Origin of the sequence: Cellulosimicrobium sp. SL-1, assembly GCF_011033075.1 — a bacterium.
Taxonomy (GTDB): domain Bacteria; phylum Actinomycetota; class Actinomycetes; order Actinomycetales; family Cellulomonadaceae; genus Cellulosimicrobium; species Cellulosimicrobium funkei.
The window spans coordinates 425,871-450,131 of record NZ_JAACJC010000001.1; the positions used below are offsets into that span (position 1 = coordinate 425,871).

Below are 24,261 nucleotides of genomic sequence, written 5' to 3' on the forward strand. Positions count from 1 at the left end.
CTCAGCCGAGCGCGGCGACCAGCCGACGGGCGCTCGCGGCGGGGTCCTCGGTGCCCGTGACGAGCGTGCGGTGCGCGAGGCTCCGCGTGCCCGGGTCGTCGAACCACTCGGCGAGGAAGTCGTGCCCCGCGGGTCGCCAGTCGGTGCCCTTGGCGGCGAGGGAACGGGCGCGCAGCACGCCGAGCGCGTGCTCGCGGTCGGTGCTCGGCAGCACGAGGACGACGTGGGGGACGGACGCGAGCGCGGCGCGGACGCGGGCGAGCTGCACGGGGTCGGTGTACGACGCGTGCCCCGCGCCGAGCGCCAGCACCGAGCCCGGGTGCTCCGCGACCGCGCGCTCCGTCGCATGCGCGCGGGCCGGCTCCCACTCGCGCTCGGCCGCCACGCGGCCCACGACGCCGACGCGCTCGACGAGCCGCTCGACGCTCCAGCCGACCTCCGGGTAGTAGCGGTCGGCCACGGCGTCGAGGTCGACGAACGGCACCCCGAGCCGCTGCGCGACGAGCGCGCCGAGCGTCGACTTGCCGGTCGCCGCGGGACCGAGCAGGACGAGGACGGGCGCCGGGGGACGAGCGTCCGGCACGTCAGAGCCGTCCGTCGAGACGCAGGCTCCCGTCGGCCCAGGCGAGCTCGGTGAGCTGGAAGCCGGGGAACGTGTGCTCGAGCACGCCGCCCAGGAGCGCCTGCACGTCGACCGCGACGCGCGCCTCGGGCAGCACGCGCACGGCCTCGGGCGGCAGGCCGTGCGAGCGCAGGGCGCCCTGCAGCGGCGCCTCGACGAAGCCGAGGAGCTTGTGGGCGGGCAGGCCGGCCGCGCTCGCCTCGACCGCGAGCACCGCCGTGCCCGCGACGACGGACTCCACCCGCAGTGTCGCGCGGACGACCGGGACGAGCCGGGCCGCGAGCCGGAGGGCCGACGGCGGGTCGGGCACCTCGCGCAGGTCGACGACGACCCGCACGTCGTCGCCCTCGCTCGCGACCGACCGCACGTACGGCGGCAGGCCGCCCGTCGCGCGGGCGATCTCGACGGCCTCGGTCACGGTCAGCTCGATGCGCACCCGTCGACCCTAACCCGCCGCCCCGCGCCCGGGTCGGGCCGCGGGCGCCGGGATCCCGGGCCGAGGTGGCCGGGACGGTCTCAGTCCTGCGCGCGGAGCTCGGCGAGCAGCGGGCGGTGGTCGGACGCCGTGACGTCGAGGACCTCGACCGACCGGAACGTCACCGCGGGGGAGCCGAGGACCCAGTCGATCCGGTGCGCCGGGGCCACGGCGGGCGACGTGAGCGCCGTGGGGTCGCCCGCGACGTCCTGCCCGCTCTCGAGACCGGCGTCCTCGAGGAGGGCGATCTCGTCCCAGCCGGGTTCCGCGTTGAGGTCGCCCGCCAGGACGTACGCGTCCCCGACCGGCTCCGCGGCGAGGAGCGCGTCGAGCTGGTCGAGCCGGGTCGGGGTGTTCTCCTCGCGGTGCTGCACGTGCACCGACGTGACGCGCACCGGGACGCCCGCGGCGTCGACCGTCGCGGAGACGGCCGAGCGCTCCTGGGGACCGGCGCCGTAGGGGAGGGCGTGGCGCACGACGTCGGTGAGGTCGCCCCGCAGCGGGTCCCAGAGGATCGCGTTGCCGAACTGGCGGTCGGCCGCGGGCGCGAAGACGACCCGCATGCCGGTCGCGCGCGCGAGGTACGTCGCCATGTCGGCACCGCCGCCGAGCACCCAGCCGCGGGACACCTCCTGGAGCGTCACGACGTCGGCCCCGGACTCCGTGATCGTCGCCGCCATCGCGTCGAGCCGGACCGACGGGTCGGCGCTCACGCCGTAGTGCAGGTTCCAGTCCAGCAGCCGGAGGTCGCCCACCGGGTAGTCGGCGACGGCGGACGTCGTCGTCGGCACGTGGACCTGGGAGACGCCGACGAGCGCGAGCAGCGCGACCGCGCCCCCGAGGGCGAGCGCGAGCGGCCCGCGCTCCCGAGGGGCGGGCCGCTCGTCGTCCGGGGTCGGCGCGGCGCGGTGCGCACGCCTCCCCGCGACCACGGCGGGGACGGCCACCGCGAGCGCGGCCGCGACGGGCAGCAGGGTGTGAGGGAACGGCAGCGGCACGTCGTACTCGAGCTGGTAGCCCAGCAGCGGGACGGCGACGCCGAGACCCGCGGCGCTCGCGGCGCCGGCGAGCCGGAGCCACGTGAGCGGCAGCGCCGGGCGGGTCAGCGCGAGGGCGAGCGTGCGCCCCGCGACCGGGACCAGCAGCACGAGCAGGGCGAGGAGCACCCAGCCCCACGCTCCCGGCCCGTCGACCCGGGGGACCGCGAGCAGGACGACGGCGACGCCCACCACGAGCACCGCGGGCGGGAGCCACACACCGGGCCGGGACCGCGCGGGTCGCGGGACGGCCCAGGCCGTGAGCAGCGCGGCGACGGCGAGCCCGGTGACCGCGAACGGGAGCGAGACGCCCGTCTGCGCCGCCGCGAACGCCGGGTTGGCCAGCACCTGCACGGCGAGCGCGACGAACGGGCCGAGCACCCACAGCCCGCGCGACCCCGGCAGGGCGTCGCGCCGGCGCAGCACCCACGCGCAGGCGAGCGCCGCCCCCGTGATGGCGGCCGTCACGACCCACGCGCCGACGTCGGCCCGCCAGTAGGCGTCCCACGTGCCCAGGGCCGCGCTCAGCGCCGCGGCGAGGAGCGCGCCGAGCACGACGCCCAGGGCCACGAGGCGGCCCCGCGCGAGGCCGTCGGCCGCGCCGGGGCGGGCGCCGCTCACGAACCCCGCCACGAGGACGAGCACGCCGATCCCGAGCGCGACGGTCGCCAGGCCCACGCCGTACCGGACGAGCCCGAGGTCCGCGCCCGAGGCGATCGCCGTGCCGAGCCCCTGGAGCACGAGCCGCGCCACGACGAGCGCGGAGACGGCGAGCAGCACGACGCGGCCGGTGAGCTCGAGCCGCGCGGCGATCATCGCGACGAGCAGCCCCGGCGCCGCGTACGTCGCGAGGGCCGTCAGGGCCACGGTGACGACCCCCGCGGAGAACGCGTGGTCGAGCAGCGGGCCGCTCGACCGCACGAGCTCGACCACGGTCGCCGTGACCGTGACGACGAGGAGCAGGAGGGCGAGGTCGGCGCGGTCGCGCGGGACGACGGGGGCCGGCGCGGGGTTCACGAGGTGTGACGCTACCGCCATGGGCGCGCGCGGCACAGGACGGCCGGCGTGCGGGCGGGCGGCGTCGGTGCTCGGGACGCCGCCCGGGCCCTCAGTCCTCGGACGGGCCCTCGAGCAGGGCACGCAGCCCCGGCCAGGCGTCCGCGAAGGCCGGGAGGAGGTCGAGGCCCGCGACGTCGTCGACGGGGACCCACCGGACCTCGATGCTCTCGGCGTCGGTCGCACGCGGCTCGACCGGCGTGCCGTCCACGACCTCGGCGAGGACCGTCGTGTACCGCCACGGGCCGTGGTCGAGCACGCGCTCGCCCACGACGCGCACGGCCGCGGGGTCGATCCCTGCCTCCTCCTCCGCCTCGCGCAGGGCTCCCTGCGCGGCGGTCTCGTCCGGCCCGACGGCGCCCCCCGGCACGCCCCACGTCCCGCCCTGGTCGGACCACGGGGCCCGGTGCTGGAGCACGACGTCGGTCGGCCGCCCGGTGCCGTCGCGCCGGGCGAGCAGCAGCCCGGCCGCCCCGAACAGCCCCCAGTGCCGACGTCCGCACGCGCACTCGACCCAGCCGTCGCCCGGCTGGAGGTGGCGGGGGAGCCGGGTCGGCGGCTCGTCGGGGTCGCGGGGGGCGGTCGGGATCGTCACGAGCCCCATGCTGCCAGCCCGGTGCCGTGCCCCGCCGCGCGCGGCGGTGCGCCGTCGGCGAATTCCGTGGACCGTGCGGGTGGCGCCCGGCACGATGTCCGGGTGAGCCATACGCCGTACGAGAACACCGACGCCGCGCCCGCGGACGCCGTCGACCGTCCCGCCGAGGACGACACGCTCGCCCGGCCCCGGTGGCGCCGGGACACCGCGGTGTTCCTCTCGGGGCAGACGGTCTCCCTGTTCGGCTCGATGCTCGTCCAGTACGCCGTCATGTGGCACCTGACGATCGAGACCAAGTCCGGCTCGGTGCTCGCGCTGAGCACGCTGTTCGGGTTCCTGCCGCAGGCCGTCGTCTCCATCTTCGGCGGCGTGTGGGCGGACCGGGTGAACCGCAAGGTGCTCGTGATCGCCGCCGACGCCACGATCGCCGTGACGACGCTCGCGCTCGCGCTCCTCATGCTGGGCGGGGCCGACGACCTCTGGCTCATCTACGCCGCGCTGGCCGTCCGCTCGACGGGCGCCGGCGTCCAGACCCCGGCCGTCGCGGCGCTGCTCCCGCAGATCGTGCCCACGAGCAGGCTCCTGCGGGTCAACGGCATCAACCAGTCGATCCAGTCCGCGATGATGCTCCTCGCCCCCGCGGTCGCTGCGGCCCTGTACGCGAGCCTGTCCCTGGTCGCCGTGTTCTTCGTCGACGTCGTCACCGCCGCGATCGGGATCGGGCTCCTCCTGCTCGTGCCCGTCCCGACCCTCGCGCGCGCCGCCGCGGGTGAGCGCGCCGGGTACTTCGACGACCTCGTCGAAGGGTTCCGCTACCTCGGGTCGCACCCGTTCGTCCGGTGGGTGCTGGGCCTCTACGCCGTCGTGTTCCTGCTCATCGTCGCGCCGTCGTACCTCACGCCGCTCATGGTCGCGCGCACCTTCGGCGAGGAGGTCTGGAAGCTCACCGTCAACGAGGTCGCGTTCTCCGTCGGGATGCTCCTCGGGGGCGTGCTGCTCGCGACGTGGGGCGGCCTCAAGAACCGGATCGCGATGATCGTCGGCTCGACGTTCGTCTTCGGCCTGCTGTCGGTCGCGATGGGCGTCTCGACGAACATGTGGGTGTTCTTCGTCTTCATGTTCCTGCTCGGGCTCTCCGTGCCGCCCTTCTCCACGACGTCGATGACCGTGCTCCAGGAGACCGTCGAGCCGGAGCGCCAGGGCCGGGTCTTCGGGTTCGTCGGCATCGTCATGGCGGTCTCGATGCCGCTCGGCATGGTCGTGTTCGGCCCGCTCGCGGACCGCTTCTCCGTCGAGTCGTTGCTCGTCGTCTCCGGGGTCCTCATGTTCGTCGTCGTGACCGTCGCCGTCGCGCTGCCCTCGGGACGGCGGGCGATGCGCGCCGCCGCCCAGCCCGGCTGACAGCAGGCAGACGGCGAGCTCGGCACCCGCGGTCAGGATCGGCAGTCGGTGCTACCGAACTCGACCTCGGGTGCCGAGCTCGGTCGGAGGTGCCGATCTCGGGACGACCGCGTCCACCCCGACAAGGTGCCGGGGCGGGACGCGCAGGTCAGTCGACGATCTCGCAGATGGCGGTGCCCGAGCTGACGCTCGCGCCCGCGGTCGCCGAGAGCGAACGGACGGTGCCGGCGCGGTGGGCGAGGAGGGGCTGCTCCATCTTCATCGCCTCGAGCACGACGACGAGGTCGCCCTCGGCGACCTGGGTGCCGTCGGCCACGGCGACCTTGACGATCGTGCCCTGCATGGGCGAGGCGAGCGTCGTGCCGGACCCGCCGCCGTTGGACTTCGCGGCGCTGCGGCGCGCGGGGCGTCGGGCGGCGTTGGCGGTGCGGGCGCGCCCGGCGGCCATGCCGAGCCCCGCGGGGAGCACGACCTCGAGCCGCTTGCCGCCGACCTCGACGACGACGCGCTCGGTGGCGAGCGGCTCGTCGTCCTCGTCCACGGGCGCCGCCGGGGCCGGTGCGAGCGTGGCGAGCCGGTCGGCGAACTCGGTCTCGATCCACCGGGTGTGCACGCGGAACGGCTCGTCGTCGGTGGGGACGAACGCCTCGGCGTCGAGCACGGCTCGGTGGAACGGGACGACGGTCGGGATGCCCTCGACCTCGAGCTCGCGCAGGGCGCGGCGGGCGCGCTGGACGGCCTGCTCACGCGTGGCGCCGGTGACGACGAGCTTGGCGATCATCGAGTCGAACGCGCCGGAGATCGTGTCGCCCTCGACGACGCCGGAGTCGACGCGCACGCCCGGCCCGGACGGGAAGCGCAGGCGCGTGATGCGCCCCGGGGCGGGGAGGAAGTTGGCCGCCGGGTCCTCGCCGTTGATGCGGAACTCGATCGAGTGGCCGCGCACCTGCGTGGAGGTGTACCCGAGCGGCTCCCCGGCGGCGATGCGCAGCTGCTCGCGCACGAGGTCGATGCCGGTGACCTCCTCGGAGACGGGGTGCTCGACCTGTAGGCGGGTGTTGACCTCGAGGAAGGAGATGGTGCCGTCGGCGCCCACGAGGAACTCGCACGTCCCGGCGCCCACGTACCCGGCCTCCCGGAGGATCGCCTCGGACGCCTTGTACAGCTCGGCCTCCTGCGCGGCGCTGAGGAACGGCGCGGGAGCCTCCTCGACGAGCTTCTGGTGGCGACGCTGGAGGGAGCAGTCGCGCGTGGAGACGACGACGACCGTGCCGTGCTCGTCGGCGAGGCACTGGGTCTCGACGTGCCGGGGGGTGTCGAGGTACCGCTCGACGAAGCACTCGCCGCGCCCGAACGCCGCGGTCGCCTCGCGGACGGCGGACTCGTAGAGCTCGTCGATCTCGTCGGTGGTGCGCGCGACCTTGAGGCCGCGGCCCCCGCCGCCGAACGCTGCCTTGATCGCGATGGGCAGCCCGTGCTCGGCCGCGAACGCGTGGACCTCGCTCGCGTCGGCGACCGGGTCGGGCGTGCCGGGCACGAGGGGGGCGCCCGCACGGTGCGCGATGTGGCGGGCGCTCACCTTGTCGCCGAGCGCGTCGATCGCGGCGGGCGGCGGGCCGATCCAGACGAGCCCGGCGTCGAGCACGGCCTGCGCGAACTCGGCGTTCTCGGCGAGGAAGCCGTACCCGGGGTGCACGGCGTCGGCGCCGGAGCGGCGCGCGACGTCGAGCAGCTTCGCGATGTCGAGGTAGGTCTCGGCCGCGCGCGTGCCGCCGAGCGCGAACGCCTCGTCGGCGAGGTGCACGTGCAGGGCCTGGCGGTCGGGGTCGGCGTAGACCGCGACGGACGCGATGCCGGCGTCGGCGCACGCGCGCACGATCCGGACGGCGATCTCGCCACGGTTGGCGACGAGGACCTTGCTCAGGGGGCGGGTGGGGTTCGCGGGCACGGCTCACGGTAACGCGTGCGCACGGCGCGGTTCACGCTCCTGCGCGCGGTACCGGACAAGATTGGAGAACAAACCAAGCCGCGCCGAGGGCGGTTGTCGGAAACCTCCATAGCGGCCCGTCCCTGGGCTCCGTGAGGTGCGCGGCGTTGTCCGGCCTCGACAACGGGCGCCGCGCAGCGCGTCAGGCGCGCAACGCGTGCCAGGCCACGCCGACCTCGCGCAGGAGCGACCGCACGAGCGGCAGGCTGATCCCGACGACGCCGTGGTGGTCGCCCTCGATCCGCTCGACGTACGGGCCGCCGAGGCCGTCGACCGTGAAGGCGCCGGCCACGTGGAGCGGCTCGCCGGTGGCGACGTAGGCGTCGATCTCGTCGTCGGCGAGGTCGGCGAAGTGCACGACGGTCGAGCTCGTCGCGCCGACGGCGTCGCCCGTGCCCCCGGCGTCGGCCGGGCGCAGGTCCACGAGCCAGTGCCCGGTCTGCAGGACGCCGGCACGGCCGCGCATGGCGCGCCAGCGGGCGCGCGCGTCGTCCGCGTCGGCGGGCTTGCCGAGCACCTCGCCGTCGAGCTCGAGCATCGAGTCGCACCCGACGAGCAGCGCGGCGTCGTCCTCCGGCGTCCCTGGGGCGGTCGCGTCGAGCGTGCGCACGACCTCCTCCGCCTTGGCGCGCGCGAGCACGAGCACGGCGTCGACGGGCGCGAGCCCGCCACGTTCCGCGGCGGCGTCGCGCAGCACGGCGTCCTCGTCGACCCCGGACACGCGCACCAGCGGGTCGACGCCGGCCGCACGGAGCGTCGCGAGGCGGGCGGGGGAGCGGGAGGCGAGGAGCAGTCGGAGCACCCGCGCAGACTACCCGGCGCGGCTCGCGGCCCCGGCTACGCCAGGAGCAGCGCGGCAGCGAGGAGCACGACGGGCGAGCCGACCGTCGTGACGAGGATCGTGTCGCGCGCGAGGATCTCGCCGCGCCCGAACCGTGCCGCGTAGTTGTAGACGTTCTGCGCGGTGGGCAGTGCGGCGAGCGTGACCGCCGAGGCGACGGCCGCGTCGTCGAGCCCGAGCACGAGCCGGGCGACGACGAACGCGACCACCGGCATCACGACGAGCTTCGCGGCGCTCGCGACGCCGACGGCCGCGCGCGGCTCGCCGCGCCGGAGCGGGCGCGTGCCGTGCAGCGACATGCCGAACGCGAGCAGGATCATGGGGATCGCGGCGCCGCCGAGGATGTCGAGCGGGGCCATGACCGCGACCGGCGGCGTCCAGCCGCTCACGGAGACGACGGCGCCCGCGAGCGACCCGAGGATGATCGGGTTGCGCACGGGCTGGGCGAGCACGAGCCGCCACGACGTCCGTCCGGTCGTCGTCGCGTCGAGCACGAGCAGCGTGAGCGGCGCGAGCACGAGGAGCTGGAGCAGGAGCACCGGCACGACGGCCGTCGCGTCGCCCAGCACGTAGACCGCGACGGGCAGGCCGATGTTGTTCGCGTTCACGTATCCCGAGCCGACGACGCCGACCGTCGCCTCCGGGGCTGGCAGCCGCAGCCAGAGCCGATCGACGGCCACGAAGACGCCGGCCGTGACGACGGCGGAGGTCGCGGCCACCGCGAGGGGCGCATGGAACAGCGCGCCGACGTCGGCCCGGGCGAGGACGGTGAACAGCAGCGCCGGGCTCGCGACGAAGAATCCGACGCGGTTGAGCGCGGTCCGTGCGTCGGGGCCCCCGACGTCGAGACGTGCGGTGACGTACCCGGCGGCCACGACGACGGCGATGACCGCGAAGCCGGTGAGGACGGCGCCCATGGGCTCAGAGCACCCGGGCGCCCACCGGCCCGGGACGGCGCGCCGCCGTCCCGGGCCGGCCGTGCGCGGGGGTCACGACGAGAGCGCGTCGCGCAGCACGTCGAGGCCCACGGAGCCGAGGTTGAGCGCACGCTCGTGGAACGCCTTCGCGTCGAACTGCTCGCCGCGGGACTGCGCCGCGGCGCGCGCGTCGTCGCGCGTGGCCTCCCACAGGCGCTGCCCGACCTTGTACGACGGCGCCTGCCCCGGCCAGCCGAGGTAGCGGTCGAGCTCGAACCGCACGAACGAGTCGGGCATGTTGACGTTCGCGCGCAGGAACGCGAGCGCCTTGTCGGCGTCCCACGTGCCACCGCCCCACTCCTGCGGGGCGGGGAGCCCGAGGTGCACGCCGATGTCGAGCACGACGCGCGCGGCACGCATGCGCTGCGCGTCGAGCATGCCGAGGCGGTCGCCGTCGTCGTCGAGGAACCCGAGGTCCGCCATGAGGCGCTCCGCGTACAGGGCCCAGCCCTCGCCGTGGCCCGAGACCCAGCACGCGAGGCGGCGCCACGTGTTGAGCGTCGCGCGCGCGTACACGGCCTGGCCGCACTGCAGGTGGTGGCCGGGGACGCCCTCGTGGTAGACGGTCGTCTTCTCGCGCCACGTGTTGAACTCGGTGACGTCCGCGGGCACGGACCACCACATGCGGCCCGGGCGGCAGAAGTCGTCGCTCGGCGGGGTGTAGTAGATCCCGCCGGTCTGCGTCGGCGCGATCATGCACTCGAGGTCGAGCACCGGCGCCGGGATGTCGAAGTGGACGCCGTTCAGCGCGGTGACCGCGGCGTCCGAGGTCTCCTGCATCCAGGCCTTGAGCGCGTCCGTGCCGAGCAGCTTGCGGCTCGGGTCGGCGTCCAGCGCCGCGACCGCGTCCTCGACGCTCGCGCCGGGGCCGGCGATGCGGCGCGCGATCTCCTCCTGCTCCGCGACGACGCGCGCGAGCTCCTCCAGACCCCACGCGTACGTCTCGTCGAGGTCGACCTCGGCGCCGAGGAACGTGCGCGAGAAGAGGGCGTAGCGCTCGCGGCCGACGGCGTCCTCGGTGCGGGCCTGCGGGGCGAGGGTCGTCTCGAGGAAGTCCGCGAGCCGGCCGTACGCCTCGCGCGCGGCGGCGGCGCCGTGCTCGAGCTCCTTGCGCACGAGCGAGCACGCGGCGGAGTCGTCGAGGACGGCGTCGGCCTCGGGGCCCGAGACGAACGTCGTGAAGAAGGAGCCCTGCGGGTCGGCGAGCTCGCGTGACTGCGCCACGCCGATCCGCACCTGGCGGATCGCGGCGACGTTGCCGCGCGACGCCGCCTCCGCGAGCGACGCCATGTAGCCGTCGATCGCGCCGGGAAGGCCGTTCAGGCGGGCCGCGACGTTCTCCCACGCCTCGACCGTGCCCGTCGGCATGATGTCGAAGACGTCGCGCAGCTCCTGCACGGGCGACGCGATGTTGTTGAGGCTCGCGAGCGGCTCGCCGGCCTCGTGCAGCTCGAGCTGCAGGCCGATGCGCTCGCGCATCGCCGCGAGGGTGACGCGGTCGACGTCGTCGACCGGCTCGAGGCCGTCGAGCTCGCGCAGCACCGCGCGGTCGGCCTCGGCGCGCGCCTCGTGCCCGGCGGGGGACAGGTCGGTGACGAGGTGGTCGTAGCCGGACAGGCCCATCGAGGTGGCGGCCAGCGGGTCGAGCTCGGCGACCTGCGTGACGTACGCCTCGGCGACGGCGTCGATCGGCGTGGGAGTGCGGTCGGGGGTCCCGGCGGAGGCGCCGGCGGTGGTGGTGGTGGTGTCGCTCACCCGGACGAGACTACTCGGCGCGGGGCGGGCGCTCCGTCGGATCCTCCGGGACTTTCGGCCCGTCCTGAGGTGCCCCGTCGCCCGCGACCGGGCGTCCCCCGCGCAGCGCGGCGAGCAGGTCGTCGGCCCAGTCACGGTGGTAGCGCACGAGCAGCACGCCGGTCGCGTCCTCGTCGTCGGTCGCGTGCCAGACGGCGACCGGGTCACCCGGGCGCGGGCCCGCCGTGCCGGTGGGCGCGACGACGCGCACCGGGCGCGCCGTCGCCGCGCCCGAGCTCGTCGTGACGACGAGCGTCCCGCGCACGTCGTGCGCACCGGGCTGCGGGGCGTCGGTGGCCGGTGCGGGCACGGTGAGCGTGCCCGTGGCCCGGACGGGGGCGGCGAGCAGCGCGTCGCGACCGCGCGCGAGGCGCGCCGTGGCGCGGTCGTCCTGGTAGCGCACGAGCGCGAGCACGGCCGTCAGCAGCAGGCCGAAGGTCGCGACGACGACGAGCGCCTCCGGCACGGGCCAGCCGCGCGACGCGCCCGCGCGCTGGTAGACGAGGAGCGCGACCGTCGGCACGAAGGCGACCGCCCAGGCCCAGCGTCGCCACGCCGCGACGGGCGCGACGGGCGGCAGCGCCGTCGGGTCGGTCTCGACGGCGTCGGCCGTCGGAGCCTGCTCCACGAGCACCGCCCGCTCGGGCAGCCGACGCACGCGCGGGGAGGTGCCGGGCGTCGTCACGAGCGCAGGCTCCAGCGCCAGGAGTCGGCGTTGTGCCGTCCCGAGCGCCCACCGAAGCTCTTCGCCGTCGCGCCGTCGCCCGTCCCGCGCAGCACGCGCGCCCGGTTGGTCCACTCGTCCACGGGCGCGACGTCGTCGGGCACGTCGCCGGCCGCGGCCGCCGCGGCGAGCCCGGCCACGAGCGCGGCGACCTCGAGATCGTCGGGGGCGCCGCGCACGACGCGGACGCTCGGGGCACCGGGCACCGGCTGCTGCTCGCTCACGCGTCGTCCTCGTGCTCGTCCGTGCCGCGGACCACGCCCCACTCCGGGACGTCGTAGCCCGCCTCGGTGAGGCGCGCCTGCGCCTCGTGGCCCCACGAGTCCAGCAGCCCGACGACGTCGTCCAGGTCCGGGCCGCCGGGGCGCGAGACGACGACGTACTCCAGGGTGAACGTGTCGTCCTCCAGGTCCGCGGGCGCGGCGTCCGCGTCGTCGGCCTCCTCGCCCTCCGTCGGCTCCCACACGGACGACGTGAGGTCGGGGTGGATGCCGAGCGCCTCGTGCAGCACGTCGAAGAGCTGGGCGTTGAGCGCGCCGACGCGCGCCTCGAGCGCGAGGACGCGCGGGTCCTCGTCCGCCTCCGACGCCCCGAACTCGGCGCGCACCCCCACGGCGGTGCCGACGTACTCGTGCAGCGCCGCGGCGAGCGCGTCGACGACGGCGTGCATCGGTGCCGGGTCGACCGCGCCGAGCGGCGCGGGGCCGTGCGTGGCGTCCTCGTGGCTCATGACCGTCCTTCTCTCGGGCCGCTCGTGCGGCGGGTCGTCGGGGGCGTGCGGTCCGCGACGCTCACAGGGGGATGTTGCCGTGCTTCTTGGGCGGCAGGCTCGCGCGCTTGGTCCGCAGCGCCCGCAGCGCACGCACCACCTGCACGCGCGTCTCGGACGGGCGGATCACCGCGTCCACGTAGCCGCGCTCCGCGGCGTCCCACGGGTTGACGATCGCGTCCTCGTACTCGGCGACGAGGCGCGCGCGCTCCGCCTCGACGTCGTCGCCCGCGTCGGCCGTCCGCTTGAGCGCCGCGCGCTGCAGGATGTTCACCGCGCCGCCCGCGCCCATGACGGCGACCTGCGCCGTCGGCCACGCGAGGTTGACGTCCGCGCCGAGCTGCTTGGACCCCATGACGATGTAGGCGCCGCCGTACGCCTTGCGCGTGATGACCGTGACGAGCGGGACCGTGGCCTCCGCGTAGGCGTAGATGAGCTTCGCGCCGCGGCGGATGATGCCCTGGTGCTCCTGGTCGACGCCCGGCAGGAAGCCCGGGACGTCCACGAGCGTGAGCACGGGGATGTTGAACGCGTCGCACGTGCGCACGAACCGCGCCGCCTTCTCGGCCGCGTCGATGTCGAGCGTGCCCGCCATCGCGAGCGGCTGGTTCGCGACGACGCCGACCGACTGGCCCTCCACGTGCCCGAACCCGACCAGCACGTTCTTCGCGAACAGGGGCTGCACCTCGAGGAACGCGCCCTCGTCGAGCACGTGCTCGATCACCGTGCGCATGTCGTACGGCTGCGAGTCCGAGTCCGGGACGAGCGCGTCGAGCTCCTCGTCCTCCTCCGTGACCGCGAGCTCGACGTCGTCGGGCAGGAACGACGGCGCGTCCGACAGGTTGTTCTGCGGCAGGTACGACACGAGGTGGCGCACGTAGTCGATCGCGTCGTCCTCGTCGCTGCCCAGGTAGTGCGCGACACCGGACCTCTCGTTGTGCGTCAGGCCGCCCCCGAGCTCCTCGAAGCCCACGTCCTCGCCCGTCACCGCGCGGATCACGTCCGGCCCGGTGATGAACATGTTCGACGTCTTGTCGGCCATGACGATGAAGTCCGTGAGGGCCGGGGAGTACACCGCGCCGCCCGCGCTCGGGCCGAGGATGAGCGAGATCTGCGGGATCACGCCCGACGACGCGACGTTGCGGCGGAAGATCTCCGCGAACTGCGTGAGCGCCGCGACGCCCTCCTGGATGCGGGCCCCGCCGCCGTCGGAGATGCCGATGAGCGGCACCCCGGTGCGCAGCGCGAGGTCCTGCACCTTGGTGATCTTCTGCCCGTGGACCTCGCCGAGGCTGCCGCCGAACACCGTGAAGTCCTGCGAGTACACGCACACCTGGCGGCCGTCGATCGTGCCGTGACCGACGACGACGCCGTCGCCCGCCAGCCGCTTCTTCTCCAGACCGAAGTTGTGGGAGCGGTGCTTCGCGAACGCGTCGAGCTCGACGAAGCTCCCCTCGTCGAGGAGCGCGTCGATGCGCTCGCGGGCCGTCTTCTTGCCGCGCGCGTGCTGCTTGGTCCGCGCTGCCTCCTCGGGCAGCCCGACCGCCTCCGCACGACGGCGGTCGAGGTCGGCGAGCTTCGCCGCGGTCCCGGTGAGGCGGGGCGCGTCGGCGCTCTCGGTCGTCGCGGGCGAGGTCGTCGCAGAGTCCGTCACGCACCCGAGCCTAGTTGGAGGATCGCACCCACTCGATGCGGCCGCCGCCAGCACCGCGGGGGCCTGGGTTGGTGGGTACCCACAACTCGGCCGGTCGCAGGTCGGCCGGTCCCCGCCTCGTGCGGCGCCCGCGCGGTGCGCGAGGATGGCGGGCATGGCGACCGCGCACGACCCCGAGACCCCGTCCGGCGACGAGCGACCCCCGCTGCGGGCCGACTTCCTGCGCGAGCTGCTCGTGGCGCCCGCCGGGCCGCTCGCCCGGCTCGAGGTCGTGCCCGAGTCCGCGTCCACCAACGCGGAGCTCGCGGACGCCGTCGCGCGCGACCCGGCGGCGTGGCCCGCTCCCGCGCTCCTCGTCGCCGAGCACCAGCCCGGGGGCCGCGGCCGGCTCGGCCGCTCGTGGACGACGCCGCCCCGCACCGCCCTGCTCGGCTCCCTCCTCCTGCGGCCCGACGTGCCGCGCGAGGCCCTGAGCTGGCTCCCGCTGCTCGCCGGGCTCGCGACCGCCCGCGCGCTGCGCGCCACCGCCGGCGTCGAGGCCGTCGTCAAGTGGCCCAACGACGTCCTCGTCCCCGACCCCGGCGCGGGCGAGCCCGCACCGCTGCGCAAGGTCGCCGGCATCCTCGCCGAGGTGCTGCCCGACGGCGGGGTCGTCGTCGGCGTCGGGCTCAACGTCGCGCAGCGGCGCGACGAACTGCCCGTCCCGACCGCCACCTCGCTCGCCCTCGCCGGAGCCGCGACCACCGACCGGGAGGTCGTGCTCGTCGCGCTGCACGAGGCCTTCGGCGAGGTCCTCGCGCGCTGGCAGGACGCCGGGGGCGACGCGCACGCCGCCGGGCTCGACGCCGACTGCGCCGAGGTCAGCGCGACGCTCGGCACGCGCGTGCGCGTCGAGCGCGTCGCGGGCGGGGACGTCGTCGGGCTCGCGACCGGGCTCGCCCCCGACGGCGGCCTCGAGGTCCGCCTCGACGACGGCACGACGACCGTCCACCACAGCGGCGACGTGCACCACCTGCGCCCCCACGCCTGACCGGCCCCCGACGGCCCCCCGAGATCGGCGGTCCGCGGCCGGATCGGCGGTCGTGCGTGCCGATCTCGCGTGCGCCTGCCGACGTCGACGAGCCCGGCCGAGGAATAGGATCGCCGGGTGCCAGTGGACCCGGAGAACGAGCTCGCCCCCGCACCGTCCGCGACGACCGCGGAGGACGGCGCGCCGACCACCGAGGCCGAGGCGACCGAGGCGGTGCTCGACGAGGCGCTCCTCGGCGGACCCCGCACCCTGACCGTCGAACGGCTCGCCGAACGGGCCGGCGTCGACGAGGACCGCGTCCGCGCCTACTGGCAGGCGCTCGGCCTCCCGCTCACCGAGGGCGAGGAGCACGCCTTCACCGAGCGCGACGCGCAGGCGCTCGCGGACGTGTTCGCGTTCGCCGAGCAGGAGCAGCTCGACCAGCGCGCGCTCACGACGCTCATCCGTTCGACGGGGCACACGACCGAGCGCCTCGTGCTGTGGCAGGTCGAGGCGCTCGTCGAGCACCTCACGCGGCGCTTCGACCTCGACGACACGAGCGCGCGCCTGCTCGTGCTCGACCGGCTGCCCGAGCTCGCGCCCGTCCTCGAGGAGCAGCTCCTGCACGCGTGGCGGCGCCAGCTCGCGGCCGTCGCCGGGAGGTTCGCGGTCGAGTTCTCCGACGCCCGCGCGACCGCGGTCGACGAGCACGAGCTCCCGCTCCCGCGTGCGGTCGGGTTCGCGGACATCGTCTCCTTCACGCAGCGCACGCGCGGGCTCGGCTCGAGCGAGCTCGCCGAGTTCGTGCAGCTCTTCGAGACGAGCGCGCGCGACGTCATCACCGCGGCGGGCGGTCGCGTCGTCAAGACGATCGGCGACGCGGTGCTCTACGTGGCCGACGACGTCGCGACCGGCGCGCGCGTCGCGCTCGGCCTGGCCGCGGCGGGCGGCCGCGAGGAGGACGTCGACGTGCCGCCCGTGCGCGTGAGCCTCGTATGGGGCCGCGTGCTGTCCCGGTTCGGCGACGTGTTCGGCCCGAGCGTCAACCTCGCGGCGCGACTGGTCGACATCGCCGACCCGACGACCGTGCTCGTCGACCGCGAGACCGCGGGCCTGCTCGCCGGCGACCAGCGGTTCGCGCTCACGGCGCAGCCCGAGACGGAGGTGCAGGGTCTCGGCACGATCGAGCCCGTGCGCCTCCAGTGGGCCTACCGCGGCTGACCGGCTGCGCCGGTTGCGCGGTCGCCGACGTCCGCCCGCCAGGGTAGGGCCCGGTCAGACGGCCTCGAGGAGCCCCGGGCCGTCGTTCGTCACCGAGTTGACCAGGGTCGAGATCTCGCGCGCGACCATGGGGACGTCGTCGTGCGGGCCGCCGAGCCCGAGGAGGTCGGCGGCGCCCCGCGCGTCGACCGCCGGGTCGAGCCACGCGTCCCAGGCGTCGGACGGCAGGGCGAGCGGCATGCGGTCGTGGATCTCGGCGAGGTAGGGCGCCGCGTCGGTCGTGATGATGGTCGTCGAGACGAGCCAGCGGTCCGGGTCGTCGTCCGCCTTGGTGCGGTCGCGCCAGAACTCGTAGAGCCCCGCGAACGCGGCGCTGCGCCCGTCGCCGGGCGCGATCCAGTACGGCTGCTTGGGGACCTTGCCCCGGCGCGCCGGCGCGCCCGTGGACCCGGCGGGGGACGCGCCGTCGGGCAGGACGCGCCACTCGTAGTAGCCGTCGGCGGGCACGAGGCACCGTCGCACGCCGAACGGCTTGGCGAACGCCGGCTTGTCCAGGACCGACTCCGCGCGCGCGTTGATCATCCGCGCGCCGCCCTTCGGGTCCTTCGACCACGACGGCACGAGGCCCCAGCGCGCGAGCCGCAGCGAGCGGCGCACCTCTCCCGTGTCCTTCGCGGCGCGCTCGACGACGATCCGCACCGGGTCCGTCGGCGCGAGGTTCCACGACGGCGGGAGGAGGCGCGCGTCGTCGGCCACGTCGGCGATCGCGAACTCGTCCGCGAGGTCCTGGGCGTCCCGGAAGGAGGCATAGCGTCCGCACATGCCTCCAGGGTGCCGCACGCCACCCACGCTCGCGCCGGGCCGGCGGGCGCGCGCACGGGGAGGGCCGCCGGGGGAGAGCAGGGTCACGCCCGGAAGCCCGGTCCGCACGCGATCGAATCGTTACGATGGGAGTCATGCCACCCTCCTCGGTCGACCCCGCCGTGCCCCGACCGAGATCGTCCGCCCGCTGGGTCCTGCTCCTCGGCGCGCTCGCCACGCTGCCCGCGCTCACGGTGGACATGTACCTCCCGCTCCTGCCCGAGGTGGGCGCCGAGCTCGGTGCGCCCGACTCCCTCGCGCAGCTCACGCTGTCCGGCATGCTCCTCGGTGGCGCGGTCGGGCAGCTCGTCATCGGGCCGCTCTCCGACCGCTACGGCCGTCGTCTGCCCGTGCTCGTCGGGCTCTCGCTGCACGTCGTCACGTCGCTCCTGTGCGCGTTCGCGCCCAACATCGGCATCCTCGTCGGCCTGCGCGTGCTCCAGGGGTTCTTCAACGCGTCCGCGTCCGTCGTCGCGATCGCCGCCATCCGCGACCGGTTCACCGGGTCCGACGCCGCGCGCGTCCTGTCGCGGCTCATGCTCGTCATCGGGCTCGCGCCGCTCCTCGCGCCCTCCATCGGGTCGTTCATCGGCGCGCACGCCACCTGGCGGGCGGTCTTCTGGGTCCTCGCGCTCGGCGGCGTCGTCCTCGGCGCGATCGTCCTGTTCTTCATGCCCGAGTCCCTGCCGCTCGAGCGGCGTCGCCCCGCCGGGGCGCGCACCGTCCTGCGCGGGTACGCAGGCCTCCTGCGCGACCGGCACTTCGTCGCGCTCGCCGTGCTCCCCGGCCTCGGGCAGGCCGTCCTCATGAGCTACGTCGTCGGCTCACCCTTCGTCCTGCAGGAGGGGTACGGGCTGAGCCACGGGCAGTTCGCGCTCCTGTTCGCCGTGAACGGCATCGGGCTCGTGCTGTCGGCGCAGGCGAACGCCGCGCTCGTCCGCCGCGTCGCACCCGTGCGGCTGCTGCGGACGGCGCTCGTCGTGCAGGGCGTGTTCGCCGTCGGCCTCCTCGTGGTCGCCCTGACGGGGGCGGGCGGGATCGTCGGGATCGTCGCCGCGCTGTTCCTCGTCCTGTCGATGCAGGGCCTCATCCCCGCGAACGCCTCCGCGCTCGCGCTGACCCGGCACGGCGAGATCGCCGGCACCGCCGCCGCGGTCATCGGCGCGTTCCAGGCAGGCGTCGCGGGGCTCGTGAGCCCGCTCGTCGGCGTCCTCGGCGGCGACGCCGTCGCGATGTCCACCGTCATGCTCGGGGCGGTCGTCGCGTCGATCCTCGTGCTCGCGCTCGCCACGCCGGCGTTCCGCCGCGGGGGCTGGCACACGCCCGTCTGACCCGGTCTTCGCCGCCCTTTCACACGTCCTCCCGCTGGTCCGGCGCACGCATTCGCGCCCGACCCTCTACTCTCGGACCGTGCCGAAGACCGCCCCCGCCTCGCCGCCCGCACGCGCGAGGTCCCGCGCGACGCAGGAGACACGCTCCCGCAAGGGGGCGACGGACAAGCCCGCCGGGGGCCCGCACCACGCCCGCGCGCTCCGCTCGCACCGCGTCGCCCGCGCGATCGGGCTGGTCCTCACCGGCGCGTTCGTCTTCCTGGCCGTCGGCGCCGGAGCCGTGTACCTCGACCTCAAGTCGAAGATCACCGTGAGCGACGTGTCCGAGTACGTGGTCGGCATGCCGACCGAGGAACCACCGAAGGACCCGTCCGACCCGTTCGCCGGCAAGGCGCTCAACATCCTCGTCATGGGCACGGACTACCGCGACGCCGAGAACGCCGCGCTCGCGGGCGAGGAGGAGGGAATGCGGTCCGACACCACGTTCATCGTGCACGTGTCCGGCGACCGCACGCGCATGGAGGTCGTGTCGATCCCGCGCGACTCGCTCGTCGACCTGCCCGCGTGCAAGCTTCCCGACGGGTCGATGTCCTCGCCGCGCCGCAACACCATGTTCAACGAGGCGTTCCAGATCGGGTCGGGCGGCGTCGACGACATGGACGCGGCCGCCGGCTGCACGATCTCGTCGGTCTACAGCCTCACGGGCGTGCCCATCACCAACCACGTCGTGGTCAAGATGACCGGGGTCGTCGGCGTGGTCGACGCGATCGACGGCGTGACCATGTGCTTCCCGGAGCCGATCAAGGAGGATCCGCGGTACGGCACCCTCGACCTGCCCGCCGGCGAGCACACGCTCAACGGTCACGAGGCGATCGGTTTCCTCCGGGCACGGCACGGCAAGGGCATGGGACTCGAGATGGGCTCCGACCTCACGCGCATCGCCCGGCAGCAGGCGTTCATCGACTCGGCGGTGCGCGAGCTGCTCTCGCAGAACATCATCACCAACTCGCCCCAGCTCTACGGGGTCATCGAGGCCGTGCTCGGCTCGATCAGCGCGGACCCCACCATCGCCGACCCGACGGCGCTCGCCGGGCTCGCGTTCAGCCTGCGGGCCATCAAGCCCTCCGAGGTCGTCTTCACCCAGGTCCCCGTCGTGGACGCGGCGAGCGACCGCAACCGCGTCGAGTGGACGGCGGAGGCCGACGCGATCTGGCAGCGGCTGATCGACGACGCACCCCCGCCCGGCCACGAGCCCGTCACGGACCCGCGCGACGACGCCACGGCCCCCGCGGACGGCGCGACCGACCCCGGAGCGGGGACCGACCCGGGCACCACCGACCCCGGGACCGGTGCCGTCGACCCTGGCACGGGCGCGACGGACCCGGGAGCGGGGACCGACCCGGGTGCCGGCGCGACGGAAGCGCCACGCGACGGCGTGTGCCCCTGACGTCGCTCAGGGCCGCGACGCGCCGAGCGCGGCCAGGCGTCGCACGGCCTCGTGCAGGACGTCCTCGCGCTTGACGAACGTGAACCGGACGCGCGACGCGAGCGCGCGCGCCGTCGTCGACCCCGGGGTGCAGAACGCGCTCACGGGGACGGCCACGACGCCCGCGAGGGCGGGCAGCTCGCGGCACAGCGCGGTGCCGTCCTCGACGCCGAGCGCGGCGCCGTCGGCGATGACGAAGTACGTGCCCTGCGGCACGACGACGTCGAACCCCGCGCGGACCAGGCCCTCGCACAGCAGGTCACGGCGTGCGGCGAGCGAGTCGGCGAGCGCGCGCGGGGTCTCGTCGTCCGCGAGCGCGTCGGCGATCGCGGGCTGGAACGGCGCGCCCGACGTGTAGGTGAGGAACTGCTTCACCGTGCGGACCGCCGTGACGAGCGGCTCGGGGCCGTGCAGCCACCCCACCTTCCACCCCGTGAACGAGAACGTCTTGCCGGCCGAGGAGATCGTGATCGTCCGCTGCCGCATCCCCGGCAGGGTCGCGATCGGCACGTGCCGGGCGTCGTCGAACGTCAGGTGCTCGTACACCTCGTCCGTGACGACCACGACGTCGTGCCGGCGCGCGACGGCGGCGATCGCGTCGAGCTCGTCGAGGTCGAGGACCGTGCCCGTCGGGTTGTGCGGCGAGTTCACGACGATCAGGCGCGTCCGGTCGGTGACGGCGGCGCGCAGCGCGTCCACGTCGAGCCGGAAGCGGTCGGGGCCGGGGAGCAGGGGGACCGTGACGTGGCGCGCGCCCGCGAGCGCGATGCACGCGGCGTGGGAGTCGTAGAACGGCTCCAGCGTCACGACGTCGTCGCCCGGCCCGGCGAGCGCGAGGATCGTCGCCGCGAGCGCCTCGGTGGCGCCCGTCGTCACGAGCACCTCGGTCTCCGGGTCCGGGTCCAGGCCGTAGTGGCGGAACTGGTGGCTCGCGACCGCGTTGCGCAGCTCGAGGACGCCCGGGCCCGGCGGGTACTGGTTGTGGCCGTCCTCGATCGCGCGCACCGCGGCGTGCTTCACCGCGGCCGGGCCGTCGACGTCCGGGAAGCCCTGCCCGAGGTTGATCGCCCCGGTGCGCTGCGCGAGCGCCGTCATCTCGGCGAAGATCGTCGCCGCGACCGCGCCGTCGGCGCCCAGGAGGCCCGTGGCGCGCGCGGCGGCCTGCCAGCGGCCGGGCGGGAGGTCCGTCATGGCCCGACCCTAGCCGTCGCGACGACCACGATGTGGGACGCCGGAAGGGGGGTCCCCTCTCGACGGCGCGGGATTCCGGGGCGCCCGCGACCTTGTCCACAGGGGCGGTTCACGGGGGCGCGTCCATGCCCTACTCTCTGGCGCAGATCGTTGACGACCGGCGGGGCAGCCGGCCGACGGAGCAGGGGGAATGCTCGACATGTCTACGGACACGCACGCCGTCGGCGTGCTCGAGGGCGAGGTGCGCGAGCTCGTCCGACGGCGCGGGGTGGACCCCGCGCGCGACCGCGCGGCCGTCGACCAGCTCGTGCGCGACGTCGTCGCGGACTACGAGACGCGCAGCGCGCTCGGGGCCGTCGTGCCGCTCGCCGACCCCGCCGCTGCCGGTCGTGCGGTCGTCGACGCCGTCGCCGGGCTGGGGCCGCTCCAGCCCTACCTCGACGACCCGGAGATCGAGGAGATCTGGATCAACGCGCCCTCCCAGGTGTTCGTGGCGCGCAGCGGCTCGTCGGAGCTGACGACGACGATCCTCACGGCACAGCAGGTGCGCGACCTCGTGGAGCAGATGCTGCGGTCGTCCGGGCGTCGGCTCGACCTGTCGAGCCCGTTCGTCGACGCGTGCCTGCCGGGCGGGGAGCGGCTGCACGTCGTCATCCCCGACGTCACGCGCAGCGAGTGGGCGGTGAACATCCGCAAGCACGTCGTCCGGGCGTCGCACCTGGACGACCTGGTCCGGCTCGGCGCGCTCCCGCCCCAGGCCGCCGCCTTCCTCGACGCGTCCGTGCGGGCCGGGCTGAACATCCTCGTCGCGGGAGCCACGCAGGCGGGCAAGACGACGATGCTCAACGCCCTCGCCGGGTCGGTCCCGCCCGCGCAGCGCGTCGTCACGTGCGAGGAGGTGTTCGAGCTGCGCTTCGCCGTGCGCGACGTCGTGTCGCTCCAGTGCCGGCAGCCGAGCCTCGAGGGCACGGGCGAGATCCCCCTGCGGCGCCTGGTGAAGGAGGCGCTGCGCATGCGCCCGGACCGCATCGTCATCGGCGAGGTCCGCGAGGCGGAGAGCCTCGACCTGCTCGTCGCGCTGAACGCCGGAGTCCCGGGGATGTGCACGATCCACGCGAACTCCGCCCGGGAGGCGATCACCAAGATGTGCACGCTGCCCCTGCTCGCGGGCGAGAACGTCTCGGACCGCTTCGTGGTGCCGACGGTCGCGTCCGCGATCGACCTCGTCGTGCACCTGGGCGTCGACGCCGACGGGCGTCGCGGCGTGCGCGAGATCCTCGGTGTGACGGGCCGCGTCGAGCAGGGCGTCGTGGAGGCCGCGGAGATCTTCGTCCGCTCGGGCGACCGTCTGGTGCGCGCGGGCGGTTTCCCGCCGCGCGCCGAGCGCTTCGCCCGCGCGGGCATCGACCTGGCAGCGGTCCTGCGGGCGGGCCCGGCCGGGGCCGACGTGCTCGACGGCGCCGCGCCGACGAGGGTGGGCTGACCGTGGGCGTGGCGGTGGGCCTCCTCCTCGGCGCGGGGCTGTTCTGCGTCTGGTGGTCGTTCTGGGCGCCCGGGCCCCCGCGCGTGCGTCGTGCCGACGGGTGGGCGGCACGCACGCAGGACCTGCTCGTCCAGGCCGGCGCACCGGCAGTGACACCCGGTGCCCTGGTGGTCGCGAGCGTCGGCGTCGGGCTCGTCGTCCTCGTGGTCGGGACCGTCCTCGCGCGGTCGTGGACGATCGCGGCCTGCTTCGGTGTGATCGCCGCGGGAGCGCCCTCCCTCCTCGTGCGGTCCCGCGCCCGGCTGCGGCGTGCGCGGCTCCGGGAGGTCTGGCCCGAGGTGCTGGACCACCTGTCCTCGGGCGTGCGCGCGGGGCTGTCGCTGCCCGAGGCCGTCGGTCAGCTCGGCGAGCGCGGTCCGGTCGAGCTGCGCGAGCCGTTCACCCAGTTCGCGCGGGACTACCGCGCGTCCGGCCGGTTCGGGGAGTGCCTCGACCTGCTCAAGGACCGGCTCGCGGACCCTGTCGCCGACCGCATCGTCGAGGCGCTCCGCATCACGCGGGACGTCGGCGGCACCGACCTGGGTCGCCTCCTGCGCACCCTGTCTACCTTCTTGCGCGAGGACGCCCGCACGCGCGGTGAGCTCGAGGCCCGCCAGTCGTGGACCGTGAACGGGGCGCGACTCGCGGTCGCCGGCCCGTGGGTCGTGCTCGGCTTCCTCGCGACGCGCCCGGAGACGGCGGCCGCGTACAACACGATGGCGGGTGCGGTCGTCCTGGCCGCCGGCGCCGCGTGCTCCGCGGCGGCGTACCAGCTGATGCTGCGGATCGGGCGGCTGCCCGAGGAGGAGCGGGTGCTGCGATGAGCGCCGTCGACGTGTCCTGGACCGGTGCCGCGCTCGGCGCGCTCGGCGGGCTGGGTGTCCTCCTCGTGGTCGCCGGGCTCCGGGGGCGGTCAATCCGGCTCGACGAGCGGCTCGCGCCCTACCTGCGCACCCACGACCGCACGTCCGTCCTGCTGCGCGACCACCCCGTGCGATCACCCTTCCCGACCCTCGAACGACTCCTCGCGCCGCTGCTCGCCGACGCGGGCCGCGCGCTGGAACGGTTCGGTTCGACGGCGTCCGACGTCCGGCGCCGCCTCGACCGTGCCGGCCGCGGACGCAGCGTCGAGCAGTTCCGCGCACGGCAGCTCGTGTGGGGCGTCGTCGGGCTCGGCGGCGGGACGGCGCTCGCCGTGCTGCTCGCGGCGACGCGGGGGTTGTCCGTCGCCGCACTGGTGGTCCTCGTGCTGCTGTGCGGCGTCGGCGGTGTGCTCGCGTGCGACCACGCGCTGACCCGCGCCGTGCGACGTCGGGAGGAGCGCATGCTCGCCGAGTTCCCCACGGTCGCCGAGCTCCTGGCGCTCGCGGTGAACGCGGGCGAGGGGCCGGTCGCCGCGCTCGAGCGCGTCGCGACCACCGCGCACGGCGAGCTCTCCGGCGAGCTGCGCACGACCCTCGCGACCGTGCGTGCCGGGACCCCGCTCGCCCGGGCGCTCGAGCAGCTCGCCGACCGCACCGGGCTGCCGAGCCTCACCCGTTTCGCGGAGGGTGTCGCGGTGGCCGTGGAACGGGGGACCCCGCTCGCCGACGTGCTGCGGGCGCAGGCGCAGGACGTTCGTGAGTCGGGACGTCGCGCGCTCATGGAGGCGGGCGGGAGGAAAGAGGTCGTGATGATGGTCCCGGTCGTCTTGCGATAGGCGTATCCC

At 75.4% G+C, this 24,261-nt stretch carries 22 protein-coding genes; 8 read left to right on the top strand and 14 right to left on the bottom strand.

Going from position 1 to position 24,261, the window contains the following annotated elements; genetic code table 11:
* Position 1: 1 nt before the first annotated feature.
* From GWJ10_RS01915 to GWJ10_RS01930, 4 genes are all read right to left on the bottom strand, one after another.
* Positions 2 to 583: a shikimate kinase gene (locus tag GWJ10_RS01915; protein ID WP_163184669.1), complete on the bottom strand. Its 582-nt coding sequence runs from the start codon at positions 581 to 583 to the stop codon at positions 2 to 4.
* A gap of 1 nt (position 584) precedes the next feature.
* Positions 585 to 1,058, bottom strand: a complete 474-nt coding sequence (locus GWJ10_RS01920; RefSeq protein ID WP_061267660.1) for a hypothetical protein — start codon at positions 1,056 to 1,058, stop codon at positions 585 to 587.
* An 80-nt stretch (positions 1,059 to 1,138) separates the two neighbouring features.
* Complete coding sequence (locus tag GWJ10_RS01925; RefSeq protein ID WP_163184671.1) at positions 1,139 to 3,151, bottom strand: endonuclease/exonuclease/phosphatase family protein; 2,013 nt, start codon at positions 3,149 to 3,151, stop codon at positions 1,139 to 1,141.
* A 91-nt stretch (positions 3,152 to 3,242) separates the two neighbouring features.
* Entirely contained in the window at positions 3,243 to 3,794 is a 552-nt protein-coding gene (locus GWJ10_RS01930; RefSeq protein ID WP_206158306.1) for an NUDIX hydrolase, read from the bottom strand.
* A 201-nt stretch (positions 3,795 to 3,995) separates the two neighbouring features.
* On the opposite strand from GWJ10_RS01930, the gene GWJ10_RS01935 reads away from it, so the two are divergent.
* The gene (locus GWJ10_RS01935; RefSeq protein ID WP_240696662.1) at positions 3,996 to 5,186 is read left to right on the top strand and encodes an MFS transporter; all 1,191 of its coding nucleotides are present in this window, start codon (positions 3,996 to 3,998) and stop codon (positions 5,184 to 5,186) included.
* 148 nt (positions 5,187 to 5,334) lie between these two features.
* Here GWJ10_RS01935 and GWJ10_RS01940 read toward each other — a convergent pair whose 3' ends face one another.
* From GWJ10_RS01940 to GWJ10_RS01975, 8 genes are all read right to left on the bottom strand, one after another.
* Positions 5,335 to 7,134 carry a biotin carboxylase N-terminal domain-containing protein gene (locus GWJ10_RS01940; protein WP_241005623.1) on the bottom strand — a complete coding sequence of 600 codons (1,800 nt, stop codon included), beginning with the start codon at positions 7,132 to 7,134 and terminating at the stop codon, positions 5,335 to 5,337.
* A gap of 181 nt (positions 7,135 to 7,315) precedes the next feature.
* Positions 7,316 to 7,975 carry a nucleoside triphosphate pyrophosphatase gene (locus tag GWJ10_RS01945; protein ID WP_163184675.1) on the bottom strand — a complete coding sequence of 220 codons (660 nt, stop codon included), beginning with the start codon at positions 7,973 to 7,975 and terminating at the stop codon, positions 7,316 to 7,318.
* Positions 7,976 to 8,010: 35 nt separating this feature from the next.
* Positions 8,011 to 8,931, bottom strand: a complete 921-nt coding sequence (locus tag GWJ10_RS01950; RefSeq protein WP_061267665.1) for an AEC family transporter — start codon at positions 8,929 to 8,931, stop codon at positions 8,011 to 8,013.
* A gap of 72 nt (positions 8,932 to 9,003) precedes the next feature.
* Positions 9,004 to 10,746: a DUF885 domain-containing protein gene (locus tag GWJ10_RS01955; protein WP_163184677.1), complete on the bottom strand. Its 1,743-nt coding sequence runs from the start codon at positions 10,744 to 10,746 to the stop codon at positions 9,004 to 9,006.
* A gap of 10 nt (positions 10,747 to 10,756) precedes the next feature.
* Entirely contained in the window at positions 10,757 to 11,470 is a 714-nt protein-coding gene (locus tag GWJ10_RS01960) for a hypothetical protein (RefSeq protein WP_163184679.1), read from the bottom strand.
* Positions 11,467 to 11,733, bottom strand: a complete 267-nt coding sequence (locus GWJ10_RS01965) for an acyl-CoA carboxylase epsilon subunit (protein ID WP_082774434.1) — start codon at positions 11,731 to 11,733, stop codon at positions 11,467 to 11,469. Before GWJ10_RS01965 ends, GWJ10_RS01960 begins: the two co-directional genes overlap by 4 nt.
* On the bottom strand, positions 11,730 to 12,239 hold the full coding sequence (locus tag GWJ10_RS01970; RefSeq protein ID WP_061267668.1) for a hypothetical protein: 510 nt from the start codon (positions 12,237 to 12,239) through the stop codon (positions 11,730 to 11,732). Before GWJ10_RS01970 ends, GWJ10_RS01965 begins: the two co-directional genes overlap by 4 nt.
* Before the next feature lie 61 nt (positions 12,240 to 12,300).
* Positions 12,301 to 13,932 carry an acyl-CoA carboxylase subunit beta gene (locus GWJ10_RS01975; RefSeq protein ID WP_061267669.1) on the bottom strand — a complete coding sequence of 544 codons (1,632 nt, stop codon included), beginning with the start codon at positions 13,930 to 13,932 and terminating at the stop codon, positions 12,301 to 12,303.
* 154 nt (positions 13,933 to 14,086) lie between these two features.
* Between GWJ10_RS01975 and GWJ10_RS01980 the strand changes: the two genes are divergently transcribed.
* Together GWJ10_RS01980 and GWJ10_RS01985 are read left to right on the top strand one after the other, a co-directional pair.
* A complete protein-coding gene (locus GWJ10_RS01980) occupies positions 14,087 to 14,962 on the top strand; it encodes a biotin--[acetyl-CoA-carboxylase] ligase (RefSeq protein ID WP_076405272.1) in 876 nt (291 codons plus the stop codon).
* A gap of 213 nt (positions 14,963 to 15,175) precedes the next feature.
* Positions 15,176 to 16,162, top strand: coding sequence for an adenylate/guanylate cyclase domain-containing protein (locus tag GWJ10_RS01985; protein ID WP_051027504.1), 987 nt, complete (start codon positions 15,176 to 15,178; stop codon positions 16,160 to 16,162).
* Positions 16,163 to 16,216: 54 nt separating this feature from the next.
* On the opposite strand, the gene GWJ10_RS01990 is transcribed toward GWJ10_RS01985, so the two are convergent.
* Positions 16,217 to 16,984, bottom strand: coding sequence for an SOS response-associated peptidase (locus GWJ10_RS01990; RefSeq protein ID WP_163184681.1), 768 nt, complete (start codon positions 16,982 to 16,984; stop codon positions 16,217 to 16,219).
* Between the two features lie 134 nt (positions 16,985 to 17,118).
* Here GWJ10_RS01990 and GWJ10_RS01995 point away from each other — a divergent pair, with 134 nt between their 5' ends.
* Positions 17,119 to 18,354 (top strand): multidrug effflux MFS transporter, encoded by a 1,236-nt coding sequence (locus GWJ10_RS01995; protein ID WP_061267672.1) that lies wholly within the window; start codon positions 17,119 to 17,121, stop codon positions 18,352 to 18,354.
* Between the two features lie 79 nt (positions 18,355 to 18,433).
* Positions 18,434 to 19,801 carry an LCP family protein gene (locus GWJ10_RS02000; RefSeq protein WP_241005624.1) on the top strand — a complete coding sequence of 456 codons (1,368 nt, stop codon included), beginning with the start codon at positions 18,434 to 18,436 and terminating at the stop codon, positions 19,799 to 19,801.
* Between the two features lie 6 nt (positions 19,802 to 19,807).
* Here GWJ10_RS02000 and GWJ10_RS02005 read toward each other — a convergent pair whose 3' ends face one another.
* Entirely contained in the window at positions 19,808 to 21,031 is a 1,224-nt protein-coding gene (locus GWJ10_RS02005; RefSeq protein ID WP_163184683.1) for a pyridoxal phosphate-dependent aminotransferase, read from the bottom strand.
* A gap of 199 nt (positions 21,032 to 21,230) precedes the next feature.
* Here GWJ10_RS02005 and GWJ10_RS02010 point away from each other — a divergent pair, with 199 nt between their 5' ends.
* The 3 genes from GWJ10_RS02010 to GWJ10_RS02020 are packed head-to-tail and all read left to right on the top strand — an operon-like array spanning position 21,231 to position 24,252.
* Positions 21,231 to 22,514, top strand: coding sequence for an ATPase, T2SS/T4P/T4SS family (locus GWJ10_RS02010; RefSeq protein ID WP_163184863.1), 1,284 nt, complete (start codon positions 21,231 to 21,233; stop codon positions 22,512 to 22,514).
* A gap of 2 nt (positions 22,515 to 22,516) precedes the next feature.
* On the top strand, positions 22,517 to 23,377 hold the full coding sequence (locus tag GWJ10_RS02015; RefSeq protein WP_163184685.1) for a type II secretion system F family protein: 861 nt from the start codon (positions 22,517 to 22,519) through the stop codon (positions 23,375 to 23,377).
* Positions 23,374 to 24,252 carry a type II secretion system F family protein gene (locus GWJ10_RS02020; RefSeq protein WP_163184687.1) on the top strand — a complete coding sequence of 293 codons (879 nt, stop codon included), beginning with the start codon at positions 23,374 to 23,376 and terminating at the stop codon, positions 24,250 to 24,252. Before GWJ10_RS02015 ends, GWJ10_RS02020 begins: the two co-directional genes overlap by 4 nt.
* Positions 24,253 to 24,261 lie beyond the last annotated feature (9 nt).